General features: G+C 70.5%; 11 protein-coding genes. 7 read left to right on the top strand and 4 right to left on the bottom strand.

All coding sequences use genetic code 11. From position 1 onward, the window contains the following. The first annotated feature begins 95 nt into the window (after positions 1–95). The gene (locus tag ABD259_RS16715; RefSeq protein WP_344163726.1) at positions 96–1,172 is read left to right on the top strand and encodes an HAD family hydrolase; all 1,077 of its coding nucleotides are present in this window, start codon (positions 96–98) and stop codon (positions 1,170–1,172) included. 523 nt (positions 1,173–1,695) lie between these two features. Beyond that, on the top strand, positions 1,696–1,869 hold the full coding sequence (locus tag ABD259_RS16710) for a hypothetical protein (protein WP_344163724.1): 174 nt from the start codon (positions 1,696–1,698) through the stop codon (positions 1,867–1,869). Here the strand turns inward: ABD259_RS16710 and ABD259_RS16705 are convergent. Continuing rightward, positions 1,828–2,151 carry an STAS domain-containing protein gene (locus tag ABD259_RS16705; protein ID WP_344163722.1) on the bottom strand — a complete coding sequence of 108 codons (324 nt, stop codon included), beginning with the start codon at positions 2,149–2,151 and terminating at the stop codon, positions 1,828–1,830. The genes ABD259_RS16710 and ABD259_RS16705 overlap by 42 nt on opposite strands. 229 nt (positions 2,152–2,380) lie before the next feature. Between ABD259_RS16705 and ABD259_RS16700 the strand changes: the two genes are divergently transcribed. Then, positions 2,381–3,112 (top strand): GAF and ANTAR domain-containing protein, encoded by a 732-nt coding sequence (locus ABD259_RS16700; protein ID WP_344100710.1) that lies wholly within the window; start codon positions 2,381–2,383, stop codon positions 3,110–3,112. A gap of 41 nt (positions 3,113–3,153) precedes the next feature. Continuing rightward, on the top strand, positions 3,154–3,930 hold the full coding sequence (locus ABD259_RS16695; RefSeq protein ID WP_344100712.1) for an ANTAR domain-containing protein: 777 nt from the start codon (positions 3,154–3,156) through the stop codon (positions 3,928–3,930). Positions 3,931–4,103: 173 nt separating this feature from the next. On the opposite strand, the gene ABD259_RS16690 is transcribed toward ABD259_RS16695, so the two are convergent. Both ABD259_RS16690 and ABD259_RS16685 read right to left on the bottom strand, forming a co-directional pair. Beyond that, positions 4,104–5,498, bottom strand: a complete 1,395-nt coding sequence (locus ABD259_RS16690; protein ID WP_344163720.1) for a mycothione reductase — start codon at positions 5,496–5,498, stop codon at positions 4,104–4,106. 162 nt (positions 5,499–5,660) lie between these two features. Then, a complete protein-coding gene (locus ABD259_RS16685) occupies positions 5,661–7,880 on the bottom strand; it encodes a molybdopterin-dependent oxidoreductase (protein WP_344163718.1) in 2,220 nt (739 codons plus the stop codon). On the opposite strand from ABD259_RS16685, the gene ABD259_RS16680 reads away from it, so the two are divergent. Continuing rightward, positions 7,853–8,617 (top strand): NAD-dependent epimerase/dehydratase family protein, encoded by a 765-nt coding sequence (locus tag ABD259_RS16680; protein WP_344100718.1) that lies wholly within the window; start codon positions 7,853–7,855, stop codon positions 8,615–8,617. The two genes, ABD259_RS16685 and ABD259_RS16680, sit on opposite strands and share 28 nt — an antisense overlap. Positions 8,618–8,828: 211 nt before the next feature. Here ABD259_RS16680 and ABD259_RS16675 read toward each other — a convergent pair whose 3' ends face one another. Then, positions 8,829–12,095, bottom strand: coding sequence for an AfsR/SARP family transcriptional regulator (locus ABD259_RS16675; protein WP_344163716.1), 3,267 nt, complete (start codon positions 12,093–12,095; stop codon positions 8,829–8,831). 126 nt (positions 12,096–12,221) lie between these two features. Between ABD259_RS16675 and ABD259_RS16670 the strand changes: the two genes are divergently transcribed. Continuing rightward, positions 12,222–12,818, top strand: a complete 597-nt coding sequence (locus tag ABD259_RS16670; protein WP_344163714.1) for an NADPH-dependent FMN reductase — start codon at positions 12,222–12,224, stop codon at positions 12,816–12,818. Between the two features lie 53 nt (positions 12,819–12,871). Next, complete coding sequence (locus tag ABD259_RS16665; protein WP_344163712.1) at positions 12,872–14,482, top strand: MFS transporter; 1,611 nt, start codon at positions 12,872–12,874, stop codon at positions 14,480–14,482. The last annotated feature ends 545 nt before the right edge of the window (positions 14,483–15,027 follow it).

Below are 15,027 nucleotides of genomic sequence, written 5' to 3'. Positions count from 1 at the left end.
CGTTCATCAATCCAGACACAATTGGACAAATCGCTTCATACACGACAGAAAGGTTGGTGATCAATTAACGAGAACGAGGTTGGGAGCGACGGACCATGCGCCGACTGTTTCGCGGACACGCCGCCCCCGGGGCCGTCACCGCCGCGGCGTGCGTGCTGCTGGCCACCGCCTGCACCGCGGACGCCGGCGATAGCGCATCGCTGGAGCACTGGCCCGCCGAGGCCGCCGACCAGTTGGAGGGGCTGATCGCCGAGCACGGCGACAGCGGCGAGTACGCCGCCTTCGACGCCGACAACACCATCTGGAAGCACGACCTTGAAGAGTCCCTCATTCCCTACCTGGAGAACGAGGGCGTCCTCACCCGCGACAACCTCGACCCGCAGCTGAAGATCGTTTCCTTCGAGGAGGACGAGAGCCTCTACGCCTACTACAACCGGCTCTGCGACGAGGCCGGCACCCCCACCTGCTACGCCTGGGCCGCGCAGGCCTACTCCGGGCTGAGCCTGGGCGAGGTCAAGGGCTACGTCGACGACCTCATGAAGCGCGACGAGCCGGTCGCCACCAACATGTGGGAGGACGGCGAGCTCGTCGACACCGAGGTCGCGACGCCCGAGATCTACCCGGCCATGAAGGAGCTCATCCACGCCCTGCACGAGGCCGACATCGAGGTCTACGTGGTCACCGCAGCGCACGAGGAACTCAACCGGATGGTCGTGACCGACCCCGACTACGGGCTCGACATCCCCACCGGCAACGTCCTCGGTGTCCAGACGCTGCTGGAGAACCCCGGCACCGGGGACATCGGCACACGCGTGGAGCTGAACGAGCGCGACATCGAGGTCACCGACGACTTCGAGTTCACCGCGCACCTGTCCACCCCGGTCACCTGGCAGTCCGGCAAGGCGGGGGTGCTGCAGGAACGCGTCGACCCGGTCCAGCGGCCGGTGCTGACCGGCGGGGACTCCTCCTACACCGACGAGCACCTGCTGTTCCGCACCGACATGGACAACGGCGGTCTGCGCATCTTCGTCAACCGAAAAGAGAAGTACACCTCCGGCATCAAGGCGGAGGCCGAACAACGCGCCGAGCGGCAGAAGGAACTCGGCCTGGACGCCGACGCCGAGGACGGCTGGATCTTCGTCGACCCCGCGGAGCTCGGCATCGACGACTGACCCCCGTACCACTGGCCCGCCTGCGGTGCACTCCCCTCCGCGCACGTCGCCCCGCCCCGGCGGCGTGCCCCTCCCCGCACCGGCAGGCTCCCCGCCGCCGGGGGCGCTCAGCGAGCGCCCCCGGCGGCCCCCTATCGGGCCCCTCCGGCCGGGCCGGCACGCCACCCCCTCAGCGGGCGGGGGACTCCGGCGCCGATGGCGTCGGAACACGCGATCTTGATCTTTCTTCACCTATCCCTCCGCCACCGTGGGATCTGTCCACTGGCGAACAGTGGTGACCCTGGCGGGCCGAAGAAATGATCGCCATCGCGTAAGGCGCATACAGCCTTACCGCCACAGAAATACATTTCCCCACCCACGGGCCCGATCACAGCCGGGCCGCGTGCGGTTGGAGTGCACCGATCACGCCTGAGGGGAGGTCCGCGCCGAGGAAGGACGCCGACGACCAGTCGGGATGGCCGGGTGGATCCAGCACGGGGCACGTGGCCGGGAACGTGCGTCCAGACCGAACCACACCGCCAGGATGAGCGGCTGGGTCTGGCTGGGCGCATCGGGGCCGATGACGCGCGCACCCAGCGACGGCACGGCCGTCTTCGTGGTCAGCCGCGCCGCCTACGGGGGCCAGCGCGTCGTCGGGGCCGTCCGGCACAGTGCCTCAGTCGCACTCCTCACAGCGGACGTCGAGTACTTGGTCTAACCCGATGACGTGGAAGATTCGCCCGATCCGGCCCCGGGTCATGACGGTGACCCGGCCGCCGGTCCGCCGCAACCGCTGATCCAGGCGGGCCAGGGAGTTCAGCCCGGTGGAATCGATGAAATGCAACGCGGTGAGATCGATGACCAGGGAGGTCCCCGAGCCCTGTTCCACCTCGGCCAGTCGTCTCTCCAGGGACGTGATGTTGGACAGGTCGAGTTCGCCCGTCACCCGCACCAGCGTGCTCGACTCCCAGCGCGTGATCGCCACATCCAGTGGATACATGAGTGATCCCATCCCAGCCACGGCTTACCCGCGGGCGAGGTCCGGACCCGGAGGGAAATGTTAGACGAAACAATTAAATATAAACCAGAGAAGCCCTCTTCCGCAGGACAAATTGGGGATTAGGCCACCGATTCGGTCGTCCGCGGTCATCCGCCCCCTGAGCCGTGGCACCCTCCGGGGTAGGGTGGAGGCCAGATATTCCGAACTTCCGTGTGCCATGAAGGGCGCCGTGACGACGAACAGGTTGTCCCAACTCTGGGCGCTCGTCGCCGAGCACGCCTGGCCGCAGGGCGCTTCGGTCTCGCTGGAGGACATCTGCGGGGTGTGCGCGGCCGAGGTCCCTTCCGACGGGGTTTCCCTCACCGCGAACACCTCCCCCCAGGGCCGGGTCGAGCGACTGTGCGCCACGACGCCGCTGGCCCGCGAGATCGAGGAAATCCAGGCGACATTGGGGCAGGGGCCCGGCAGGGCCGCGCTGTCCTCGGACGGCCCTGTGCTCACCCCCGACCTCGGCGACTCCACCCCTCGCCGCCGGTGGCCCGCGTTCACCCCGGCCGCGATCCAAGCCGGCCTGGGGGCGATCTTCGTGTTCCCCTTGCGGACCGGCGCCATCTATCTGGGCGCATTGAGCCTGCATAGGACCGGACCGAAACCCCTCACCGACACTCAGCTGTCCGATGCGCTCTCCCTGGCCGACATGGCACTGGACATTATGCTGGAGGGAGGAGCAGAGACGTGTGTGGAAGACCGCCCGCTCGGGGACGGCTCGGCAGCCTTCCATGACCAGGCCGAAGTCCACCAGGCCGCCGGAATGATCTCGGCGCAGCTCGATGTGGGGATCGACGAGGCGTTGGTCCGGCTGCGCGCCTACGCCTTCGGGCACGAACGCCCACTCGCCGACGTCGCGCGCGACGTCGTGCGGCGCAGGCTGAGGTTCACCCCCGACCCGCAACCGGACTGAATCGTCAGTCACCACGCAATCTTCTCCCAAGGAGGTTCCCGGTGCCTAGGGAACAGGAACTGGCCAGTACCTTCGTCCAGCTGGCCGACACACTGGTGGTCGACTTCGACGTGGTCGACTTCCTGCACATGCTCGCCCGGCGCAGCGTAGACCTGCTGGACGTGGACGCCGCCGGGCTGATGCTCACCGACCACCGCGGCAGTCTGCGGTTCATGGCGGCCTCCACCGAATCGGCGCGCCTCCTGGAACTCCTGCAGTTGCAGAACGAGCAGGGGCCCTGCCTGGAGGCCTACCGGGGCGGCCACCAGGTGTCCTGCCCCGACCTGTCGCAGGCCCTGCACCGATGGCCCCGCTTCGCCCAGGCGGCGCTCGGCGAAGGCTACAGCGCCATCCAGGCGGTGCCGATGCGGATGCGCGAGCACACCGTCGGGGCGCTGAACCTGTTGCGCCACGAGACCGGCAGACTCACCGACACCGACATCGCGATCGCCCAGGGACTCGCCGATGTGGCCACCATCAGCATCCTCAACTCCCGCACCGCCGAGGAGCGCGAGCGCCTGGCCGAGCAGCTGCAGACGGCGTTGAACAGCCGGGTCGTCATCGAGCAGGCCAAGGGCGTGCTCTCGGAGCGCCGTGTGATCGACATGAACGACGCGTTCGGCGTCCTGCGCGGCTTCGCCCGCGAGCACAACCGCCGTCTGTCGGAGGTCGCCCGGGCGGTGGTGACCCGGGACAGCAGCGTCGCCACCCTGCTCGTGTCGGCCAACGCCGCGAACATACACGGCAATGGCGACGGCGCGGACGGGGCACGGGCATGACCCGCCCGAGGCACGTCCCGCGCCCTGTCCCATAGGTCAGCGACGGGGCGAGGCCAGCGCCGCCGGTCGGGACCCCGTTCCCGTTCCCTGTCGAGCAGGGGTGGACGCGCTGGACCCTCGCGCTGGTGCGGTGCGCTTCCCGGGCCCACCACGGGGCGCGCGCCGTTCGCGCCCTACCGCAGCTCCAGGCTGAGGAGAGCGTTCTCGATCAGTTCGGGCATCGCCGGGTGGATCCAGTACTGGTCCTCGGCCATGGAGCGGGCGTCCAGGCCGAACTGCATCGCCTGGATAAGCGGCTGAATCAGGGTGGGCGCCTCGGGGCCGATGACGTGCGCGCCGATCAGTTGCCCGGTGGCGGGATCGGCGAGCAGCTTGGCGAATCCGGTGGTGTCCTCCATCGCCCACCCATAGGCGACACCGGCGTAGTCCTGCCGCGCCGACACGTACTCCCGCGTGCCGTGGCGTGCTTCCTCCTCGGTGAGGCCGACCGAGGCGACCATCGGTCCGGAGAACACGGCGTGCGGAACGAACCGGTGGTCGGTCCGCACCGGCGCCTCAGGGTGCAAGAGATTGTGCTGAACGGTCTGCGCCTCGCGGTTGGCCACGTGTTTGAGCTGGTACGGGGAGCTGACATCGCCCAGTGCCCACACACCGTCGACGGAGGTGGCCTGGGTCGCGTCGACGCTGATCCTCCCGTCGCCGGTGAGATCGAGCCCGCCCTCCTTGGCGCCGATGAGGTCGCTGTTCGGGACGCGGCCGGTGGCCACCAGGATCTCTTCGGCCTCGACGGACTCGACGCCCTCCGGGCCGTCAAGGTGCAGCCTGACCGATCGTCCATCGCGCTCGACGCCCTTGGCCGTGCGGTTCATGCGCAGGTCCCACCGGCGAGCGGCGAGGTCGGTGAACCGGGTCGCGACGTCCTCGTCTTCGTGCCGCAGCATCAGGCCGGACCGGCCGACGACGGTCACGTCGGTCCCGAGGGCGGAGAACACGTGGGCGAGCTCAGCGCTGACGAACCCCGTGCCCATGATGATCATCCGGCGCGGGAGGTCCGGGAGCCGCATCACCGAGTCGCTGGTCAGGTACCTGACCTCGGCCAGGCCGGGGATGGGCGGGGCGCTCGGGCGGCTTCCGGCGGCGACCACGACCCGGTCCGCGGAGATCTCCTCGGTCCCGTCGGCCGTCCGCACCTCCAACCGCTTGACGCCAGTGAAGCGCGCGGTGCCCCGATAGAGGGTGACGTTGTCGGCACCGGCCCGGTAGCGTTCGCCGCTGACCGCGATCGGATCGATCCGCCCGAAGATGCGGTCCCGGATGGCGGGCCAGTCCACCCCCTCCAGGCGCAGGTCCACGCCGAGCCGGTCACCGTGCGCGGGTGCGCTGGCGGTGTCCGCGGTGTGCACGAACATCTTGGTCGGGATGCAGCCGACGTTCAGACAGGTACCACCGAAGGCACCGGTGGAGCCCACCCCCTTCTCCACCAGCGCGACGCTCCAGTCGGCGAACCGCTCGTCCACAATCGTGTTGCCCGAGCCGGAGCCGATGAGGATGAGATCAAAGTGCGTCATCGCCCCATCCTTCACCACGTCCCGGCGTGTCAGAAAGGGATTGCCCCGAAGTGCTCGGCCACGGGCACAGGACATCGCAACGCGAGGGGCGTCCGCCGGACCAGCGAGTCCACGCCCCGCGTCCGGGCCTACTGACCGCGGACGCGAGGCCCGCCGTACGGCTCACGGCGCGGGCAGCACGTCGACCGGGACGCCGTTGAGGACCGACGTGCCGGACAGGGGGTCGATAACAGCGGGGTCGGTGAGCACGTTGGCGTTGACTCCGGGGTCGGCCGCCGCCATCTCCATACGGGTGCCCTGAGCGCCGTGCCCCCAGCCGTGCGGCAGGCTCACCACGCCCGCGGGCACCGCCTCGGTGCGCTCCACGGTGACCTGGAGCTGCCCCGAGCGGCTGCGGACCAGCGCGGTCGCGTCGTCCCGCAGACCGAGGCGCTCGGCGTCCTCGGGGTGCACCTGCAGCGTGCACGTGTTGCTTCCGCCCGTCAGCGCCGGCACGTTGTGCATCCAGCTGTTGTTGGACCGCAGGTGGCGGCGGCCGATAAGGACGAGAGCGTCGCCCGGCGTCTCCAGCCCCTCCCGGAGCCGCCGGACGTCCTCGACGATGGGCTCCGGGCACACCTCGACCCGCCCCGAGACCGTTTTCAGGACCTCGGGAATCCGAGGCTGGAGGGGACCCAGGTCGACACCGTGCGGCTCGGCCAGCAGCCGCCGCAGGCTGAGCCCGCCGGGGGCAGCGCCGAAGCCGTCACCGTAGGCCCCCAGCCGCAGCTTCATGTCCAGCCTTCGCTCGGCAGGGGTGCCCGGGTACAGCTCCTCGGCGAGCTTGGCCGCCTCGGCCCCGTACACGGGGGAGGCGGGGTCGGCGGCGGCCTTGGCGAGGTCCCGCTCGATCAGGCGGTCGTCGACCTCGCCCGGAGGGGCGGCCGCGCCCCGGCCGACGGCGATCTGGATCAGGCGAGCGAGGATCTCGCACTCGTCGATGCTGCCGTCGGCCAGGGACACCGGGGCTGGCGAGTACCGCGCGTTGTTCCGGATCGCGAGTTCGCTGAAAGCCAGGTCGAAGTGGGCGGTCTGGCTCGGTGGCGGTGGCGGGAGGATGACGTCGGCGTGCCGTGTCGTCTCGTTCAGGTAGGGGTCGACGCTGACCATGAACTCCAGTCCGGCCAGCGCCCGGTCCAGCCGGTCGCCGCCGGGTGTGGACAGCACGGGGTTCCCGGCGATCGTGACCAGCGCCCGCACCTGGCCGCCGCCCGGGGTCGCGATCTCCTCGGCGAGGGTCGCGACGGGCAGCTCGCCCTTGACCTCGGGCAGGCCGCGCGCCCGGCTGTGCCACCGACCGAGCTGGAAGCCGCGCCCGCGGCCCGAGCCGCGCCGCCGGTGCGGCGCGAGGGGGAACATCGCACCACCCGGCCGGTCGAGGTTTCCGGTGAGCAGGTTGAGCACGTCGACCAGCCAGCTCGTCAGCGTGCCGAACTCGGCGGTGGTCGTGCCGATCCGGGCGTAGACGGCCGCGGTCGGCGCCTGCGCCAGGTCGCGGGCCAGGGTGCGGATCCGGCCGGCGGGTACACCGCACACCTGCTCCACCGTCTCGGGGGCGAACGCCTCGGCCAGCGGGGGCAGGGACTCGACGCCGTCGACATGGGAGGCGAGCGGACCGGGGTCGGCCAGCCCTTCCTCGAACAGCGTGTGCACCATCGCGAAGAGCAGGTAGGCGTCCGTCCCGGGGCGGATCGCCACGTGCTGGTCGGCCAGTGCGGCCGTCCGCGTGCGCCGGGGATCGACGACGACCAACCGCCCGCCGCGCTTACGCAGCTTCTTGAGGCGGCCGGGGAAATCGGGGGCGGTGCACAGGCTGCCGTTGGACTCCACCGGATTGGCGCCGAGCATCAGAAGGTGGTCGGTGCGGTCCAGATCCGGCACCGGGATGGCCAGCGGGTCGCCGAACAGCAAACCGCTGGACACATGCTTGGGCATCTGGTCGACGGTGCTCGCCGAGTAGACGTTGGGGCTGCCGACCGACTTCGCGAACTCGCCCGCGTACATCTGGCCGGCGAGGGTGTGCACGTTGGGGTTGCCGAGGTAGGTGGCCACCGACGGGCGGCCGTGCCGCTCGATCACGCCCATCAGCCCGCGCTCGACAGCCGCGAACGCCTCCGCCCACCCCGTTTCGGTCCAGGTCTCGCCCTCCCGGACCATGGGCCGACGCAGCCGGTCGGGGTCGGAGTCGAGCTGTCCGAACGCCGCTCCTTTCGGGCAGATGAACCCGGAGCTGAAGACATCGTCGCGGTCACCGCGGGCGCCGGTGACCCGGCCGCTGTCGATGGTGAGCTTCAGCCCGCAGGTCGCTTCGCACAGTGGGCAGATCCGGTAGGCCGTTTCCATATCGCCTCCACACTCGGAGCCAAACGAGCCGACATACCGACCGGTCGGCCGGTAGCATACGACGATACCGCTATTCCGGCTCCCTCAAGAGTTCCGCCCCGTTACGCACACTCCTGGGGGCGGTGGCGCGGCTACCTGACCAGGCGCGCTTGATTCACCTGGGCACCCTGCACGAGTACGGGCCTACTAAGGCAGGCCAGGCCGTACGCCCAGGGGCCCGTCCGTACCCGGCCAACGCCTATGCGCGCACCAAGCTCGCCGGTTCCGAGGCAGTCCTGCGCGCCACCGGATCCGGTATGGTCAACGCGTCCGTGCTGCGGTTGGCCAACGTGTGCGGCCCGTATCCTTCACCAGCGTCGTTTCCCGGTCTGCTGCTGCGCGTGTTCCGCGATGCGGCGGCCGGACGGTCGGCTTCGCTCTCCATCGCTGACGCGCGGCGCGACTTCGTCGACGTGCGCGACGTCGCCGCGGCGGTCGTGGCGGCCGGTGATCGGGCACAGGCGCGCGGGCAGGTCATGAACATCGGGAGCGGACGGGTCATGGCGATCACCGATCTCGTCGCGCTGATGGCGGAGGTCTCCGGTGTACCGCGCAGAAGGGTCACTGAGCGCGGAGTACCGGCGGCCGGGCTAGGAGGAACGTGGTCGCTTGCCGACATCGGGGCGGCCGAGCGCCTGCTGGGATGGCGGCCCACCATACCCCTGCGGGACTCGCTGCGCGACATGTGGGAGACCTGATCTCCGACCGCTCACCCCCAGGGCGAAGCCCCGGGCCACACCCTCGGTATCTGCGACATGCACGGGCGTCTCAGGCATGGGGCCGAAGGTCGGATGTGCGTTATCGGCTGCTCCGGTAGTACCGCACGCCGGAAAGCGTAGGGCAGGCGAGGGTCTACGTTCTTCACCAGCGCCTGATTCCTCGCATCCGCCGGAGCCCACCTCGATCTCCCTACCGACTATGGCTCCAACGCGCACTGGTAGCGTCACCTGGAAAGCCCGACAAAGCATCGACAGCCTCAGGACCCGCCGCGCGTCCGGCCGCGGTCTCAGCAGCGAAGGCCGCCTCGCCCAGTGCCTCGCGCGCGGCCACCGACACCCGGTCGACGTCGCCCCGCTCGGCCGGTGGGAGTGGAACGCCCACTGCCTCGCGTGTCACGGCGGCCGCCCCCAGCAGTCGCGCGCCTTGGGCGGCGTCGCCCGCCAGCGTCCAGGCACCGGCCAGGCCTTCCAACGCAAGCGCGACCGCCAGCGGCGATCCCGTGGCGTGTGCGGCCACTAGACCCTCGGTGTGGAGCCGCAGCGCCTCCTCGGAATCGCCTCGCTGCTCGGCCACAAACCCCAGCTCCGCCAAGACCAGGGCCAGGGCCGAGGGCCCCTGGGACTCGCGATGCCGGGTGAGCCAGTCGTCGAGGCGGGCCGCTGCACGGTCGAGCCGGCCCTCTCGGCGGTCGCCCATAGCCAGGCCGAGCTCGGCGAATCGCTCCCCGAACCGGTCGCCCTGCTCCCTGGCAAGGTCGGCGGCCTGGCGGTGGAACTCTTCCGCGCCGCGGTAGTCGCCTTTGAGCAGAGACAACCGGCCCAGTTCCGACATCCGGTAGGAGACCTCCGTCCACAGGCCCAGGTCCTCGGCGATGCGCAGGCCCTCCCGGTCGATGCGGAAGGCCGCGGCGTACTCGCCCACAGCCTTCGCCCGCTGACTGAGCACCGGCATCGCCTGCAGTTGCCCCCAGCGGTCGCCGATCTCGCGGAACAGCTCCAGCGCGCTTCGCCCATCGGTCTCGAATTCCGCGAGGCGTCCCCTCGCCTGGGCGATCCAGGCACGTGCGTTCAGTGCCGCCGCGGTCCCCCAGCGGTCGCCGCGGGAGCGCAGCACCGGAAGTGCATCTTCCACCAGTTCCTCACCGGCGGCCGCCTCGCCGAACTCCAGCAGGACGGAGCCGAGGAACCATCCCACACGCGCCCGCTCGTCCTCGCTGCGGCCGGGCCCGGAGTCGAACCCGGCCAGCCCCGCCCGCGCCACGGCGACGGGGTCCTCGGGCGCGGCGACCAGGAGTTCGGCCGCGGCCCGCCACGCGCGCGCCGCCGCGACCATCTCCGGCGCTCCCCCTTCCAGAGCCGTCGCACGGGTGAGCAGGCGGTGCGCCTCTCTGAACCTGCCGCGAAGGTAGCGATACCAGAACGGCGCCACGGCCAAGCGGAGCGCGGCGTCGGCGTCGCCGATCCGCACAGCGGTGTCGAACGCGGTCCGGAGATTGGCGCTCTCCAGGTCCAGCCGCCGCAGCCACCGCTGCTGATCATGGCCGCGCAACAAGGGGTCGGCGCGCTCGGCAAGATCGGCGTAGTAGCGCATGTGCCGCTCGCGGACTGCACTGGCCTCGTCGGCCTCCTCCAAGCGCTCGGCGGCGTAGGCGCCGACCGATTCGAGCAGCCGGTAGCGCACCCCGTCGGTCCCGTCCGCCGCGACGACCAGGGAGCGCTCCACGAGCCGAGACAGCGGTTCCACGACGCCGCCCGCCTGGGCCGGGGACTCGGCGCAGACCGCCTCGACCGCCGACAGCGCGCAACCTTCGGTGTGGACCGACAGCCGTCGCAGTACCGTCCGCTCAGCGTCGGAGAGCAGGTCCCAGCTCCAGTCGAAGACCGCACGCAGTGTCTGCTGGCGCCGCGGTGCCGCACGGCCGCCGGCGGCGAGCACACCGAAGCGGTCGTCCAGGCGGTCGGCGAGTTCAACGGCACCCAGCGCACGGACCCGGTTGGCGGCAAGCTCCAGAGCCAGGGGCAGCCCGTCCAGACGCCGACAGATCGCGGCTACGGCCGGCGCACTGCGCGCGTCGAGCACGAAGCCGGGCGCGACCGCCGCCGCACGGGCAACGAAGAGCCTCACGGCACTGGGTAGGCCAGACTCGGCATCCAGACGGAGGTCGGTGTCGGGGATCTGCAATGGAGCGACCTCATAGACCCGCTCGCCGGTGAGCCCCAGGGGCTCGCGGCTCGTCGCCAAGCACCGCAGGCTCCCCGCAACGCCCAGTAAGTCGCGCACGAAGCCGACGACCGGTTCCACCACATGCTCGCAGTTGTCCAGCACCAGCAGCCCCGCGGTGTCGCGCAGCGCTTCGGCCAAGCGGGTGGCGGAGCCGCCGGTGTGCTCGGGTGCGTCATGGCGTATACCGAGCGCCGCCGCGACCGCCTCGGCGACCCGCTCACCCGGGGCCATGCCGGTGGCGGGGCGCAGCCCACCCAACTCCACCAGCCACACCCCGCCGACGGCCTCATCCATGAGCCCGGACGCCGCCTCCAGGGCAAGACGCGTCTTGCCTACTCCCCCAGGACCGGCCAGGGTCACCAGGCGCTCGTCGGCAAGCAGCGCGCGGACCTCCGCAACCTCCCGTTCACGGCCGATGATGGAGGTGAGGGGGGCGGGAAGGTTGGTGCGGGAGCGCAGCGGCGCCGCGGGTCCGGTTCCGGTGTTCAGGTCGGGGACCTGGCGCAGGATTTCTTGATGCAGAGCGGCGGTCTCGGGGGCGGGGTCGGCTCCCAGCTCCTCGGCCAGCCGTCGGCGTAGCCGGTCGAAGGCGTTGAGCGCCTCGGCCTGGCGTCCGGAGCGGTACAGCGCCCGCATCAGCGACGCCAGCAGCCGTTCGCGCAGCGGATGCTCTTCGACCAGGTCGACCAATTCGTCGGCGAGCAGTCGGTGTTCCCCCAGCGCCAGCCGAACCTCGGCCTGCTCCTCTACCGCGCTCAGCCGTTCGTCGATCAGGCGGGCCGCCGGCGCCGCGGCGAAGGAGTCGTCGTGGAAGTCGGCGTAAGGGGGGCCGCGCCACTGCGCCAGCGCCTCGGCGTAGAGGGAGGCCGACTCCCGGGGCCCGGCCGCCCGGCGAGCGCGCTCGACCAGCGAGCGGAACCTCCCGGCGTCGACCTCGTCAGGGTCGGCCTCCAGCCGGTAGCCGGCCGGGCCGTGAAGAACCCGGCCGCGTCCGCCCTCCTCGGCCCGCTCGAGTACGCCGCGCAGCTGCGACAGCTTCGCCCGGAGCACACGGGACGGGTTGGCCGGAAGGTCCTCTCCCCACAGCTCGTCGATGAGGCGCTCGGGAGCGACGGGGCGCCCCTCGCGCACCAATAGTGCGGCCAGCAGCATGCGCACCTTGGCCTCGGGAACTCGCACCGGTTCGCCATCAGCGCGCCAGACCTCCAGTGCCCCCAGCACCCCGAATCGCATGCCATCACCGTAGTGCAGCCATGCCGGCGCCCCGTCGGAACCGGACCGGAGCCTTTCCGGACCCTTCGGCGGCGAGAGTGGGCGCACGGCGGTGGACCGACGGTTTCGAGATGAGGGGAGGCGGCCGTGGAGGAGACCCGGACAGCCGATCGGCGGCTCCGCGTCGCGGTCATCATCGGCAGTACGCGCAAGGGGCGCTTCGCCCCAACGGCCGCCACCTGGTTCGCCTCGCTGGCCCGTCGACGGGAAGACCTGGAGGTCGACGTCATCGACCTCGCGCGAACGGGCCTGCCCGAGGTGCTGGCCGAGGACGGCGACCCCCGCCCGACCGCCGTGTCCCAGCTTTCTCCCTGGCTCACCGAGGCGGACGCCTTCGTGGTCGTCACTCCGGAGTACAACCAGAGCTTCCCCGGGGCGTTGAAGAACGCCATCGACTGGTTCAACGACGAGTGGCGGGCTAAGCCGGTGGCGTTTGTCGCCTATGGCGGCGAGAGCGGCGGGCGGCACGCCGTCGCGCAGCTGCGCCTGGTCTTCACCGAGGTGGAGGCGGTGACCGTGCGCGACATCGTCAGCATCTCCGACCACCAGCGTCGGTACGACGATCAGGGCCGGCCCGCGGCCCCGCGGGGCTGCGACTCCGCGGCGGCGCGAGTACTCGACCGCCTCACCTGGTGGGGCCGGGCACTCAGCGGCTACCGGGACCTGCACCCCTATGAATCCTGACCACTGCCTCCCGTACATAACTCCCCCGGAGGCCTCGAGATAGGAGACCCTTCATGTCGTCCGACACCGAAACCCCCACCGGCCCCAAGGCCGGCGCGCGGGAGTGGATCGGACTGGCCGTGCTGGCCCTGCCGACCATCCTGCTCGCACTGGATTTCACGGTCCTGCACCTCGCACTTCCGCACCTGGCCGTCGAGCTGCGCCCCAGCAGTACGCAACAGCTGTGGATCCTCGACATTTACGGCTTCATGATCGCCGGGTTCCTGATCACGATGGGCACCCTGGGCGACCGCATCGGCCGCCGCAGGCTGCTGATGATCGGGGCAGCTTGCTTCGGTGCCGCCTCGGTGCTCGCCGCTTATGCGCCGAGCGCCGAGATGCTGATCGCCGCCCGCGCTCTTTTGGGCATCGCCGGCGCCACATTGATGCCCTCGACTCTGGCGCTGATCAGCAACATGTTCCACGACCCAAAGCAGCGTGGCCTGGCAGTGGCGGTGTGGCTAAGCTGCTTCTCCGCCGGCGGCGCCGTCGGCCCGCTGATCGGCGGCGCGCTGCTGGAGTGGTTCTGGTGGGGTTCGGTCTTCCTCATGGGTGTCCCGGTGATGCTGCTGTTGCTCATCGCGGCCCCGCTGCTGCTTCCGGAGTACCGCAGCCCCGAGCCGGGTCGGCTCGACCTGTTCAGCGTGGCCCTGTCGCTGGCCGCGATCCTGCCGATCATCTATTCGGTCAAGGAAGCCGCGAAGGGCGGCTGGAGCGTGCTCCTGGTGGCTGTACTGCTCGTAGGTGTGCTGTTCGGCTGGGTGTTCGTTCGCAGGCAGCGCGTCCTGTCCGACCCGTTGATGGACATCGGTCTCTTCCGGTTCCGGGCCTTCTCTGTGGGGCTGGGCAGCCTGCTGTTGGGCACACTGACCCTTGGCGCGTTCGTGCTGCTGTTCGCGCAGTACCTGCAGATGGTCCAGGGATTGCCGCCGCTGCAGGCCGGGCTGTGGATGGCGCCCTATGCGATCACTAACATCGTCGGCGCCATGATCGCCCCGGCGGTGGCTGCCAAGCTGTCGGCCAGCCGCACCATCGCCCTGGGCCTGGTCGTGGCCGCGGCCGGTTTCGCCCTGTTCACCCAGGTCGGCGCGGAGTCCGGACTGGCTCTGGGCGTGATCGCGAGCATGCTCATCACCTTCGGGCTGAGTCCGCTCATGGTGCTGGTCATCGACCTGGTGATCGCCTCTGCTCCCAAGGAGCGCAGTGGATCGGCGTCCTCGATGTCGGAGACCTGCTCGGAGATGGGCATGGCGATGGGCGTGGCGACGCTGGGCGCGGTGGGCACCGCCGTCTACCGCACCGTCATCCCCGGCTCCCTGCCGGAGGGGGTCGCAGGCGAGGCGGCCGCGGCGGCAGGGGACAGCCTGCCCAGAGCCATGGCAGCGGCCGAGAACCTGCCCTCCAATGTGGCCGACGACCTCATTGCCGCTGCCGAGAACGCTTTCCTTACGGGGCTTTCCACTGTGGGCTGGGCCAGCGCGGGCACAGTGCTGCTGCTCGCCGTGCTGACCGTGCTGTCCCTGAAGTCCAGTGCCCCTGCGGGGGAGGACAACGACGAGCAGGGCGGCGGGGCCGCCGGCTTAGGGGCGGGCCAGGAGAGCAAGCTCAGCGCAGAGCGCGGCTGAGCCCGCCGACTCCGCTGTAAGGCAACCGGATGAGGTTCCTTGTAACCCTGCTGGAAGCCGCCGATCCCGCCGGATGCCCCGCCCGTCCCTGCGGCAGCGAGGATCAGAGCGACGCAGGCGACGCCGAGCTGACGGAGTTTGTAGAGCATGGAGTTTGTAGAGCACAGAACTGCCCTGCGGCACCTTCTCGGCCGGCAGCGTCCGGTACAGCGATCCCATGGTCGGCGCCCCCACAGCACCCAAACCGAATCCGATGACCAATGCCGCCAGGGCCGACCACGCCTCGCCGCTCCCGCCACCGATCTGCGTGAGAACGAACGCGCCCACCTCCGCCAACACCGCGCCACCCCGCACCAAGCTGCGCGCGAAGGCCGAGCGGCAGGAGAGGGAGCGGTAGGAGAGCCGCCGTGACCGATGCCCACGATCACTACGGCCGGGCCGGTGATCGCGGGGGGCACGTTCGCCCGCCTCTGCGGCCCATTCGGCATAGGCGCGGCGCTCGGTCGGGGCATCGACACCGACCCCAGCGGCGCGCACGCTTCCGA

It is taken from the genome of Nocardiopsis rhodophaea (genome assembly GCF_039530945.1).
Classification (GTDB): Bacteria; Actinomycetota; Actinomycetes; order Streptosporangiales; family Streptosporangiaceae; genus Nocardiopsis_C; species Nocardiopsis_C rhodophaea.
Note: the sequence above shows the minus strand (reverse complement) of the source record. Positions and strands in the feature narration are given on the sequence as shown.

Excerpts from the sequence above, each read along its gene's own strand:
- ABD259_RS16715 (WP_344163726.1), top strand. The coding sequence starts at position 96 with ATGCGCCGACTGTTTCGCGGACACGCCGCCCCCGGGGCCGTCACCGCC.
- ABD259_RS16710 (WP_344163724.1), top strand. The coding sequence starts at position 1,696 with ATGAGCGGCTGGGTCTGGCTGGGCGCATCGGGGCCGATGACGCGCGCA.
- ABD259_RS16705 (WP_344163722.1), bottom strand. The coding sequence starts at position 2,151 with ATGTATCCACTGGATGTGGCGATCACGCGCTGGGAGTCGAGCACGCTG.
- ABD259_RS16690 (WP_344163720.1), bottom strand. The coding sequence starts at position 5,498 with ATGACGCACTTTGATCTCATCCTCATCGGCTCCGGCTCGGGCAACACG.
- ABD259_RS16685 (WP_344163718.1), bottom strand. The coding sequence starts at position 7,880 with ATGGAAACGGCCTACCGGATCTGCCCACTGTGCGAAGCGACCTGCGGG.
- ABD259_RS16675 (WP_344163716.1), bottom strand. The coding sequence starts at position 12,095 with ATGCGATTCGGGGTGCTGGGGGCACTGGAGGTCTGGCGCGCTGATGGC.
- ABD259_RS16665 (WP_344163712.1), top strand. The coding sequence starts at position 12,872 with ATGTCGTCCGACACCGAAACCCCCACCGGCCCCAAGGCCGGCGCGCGG.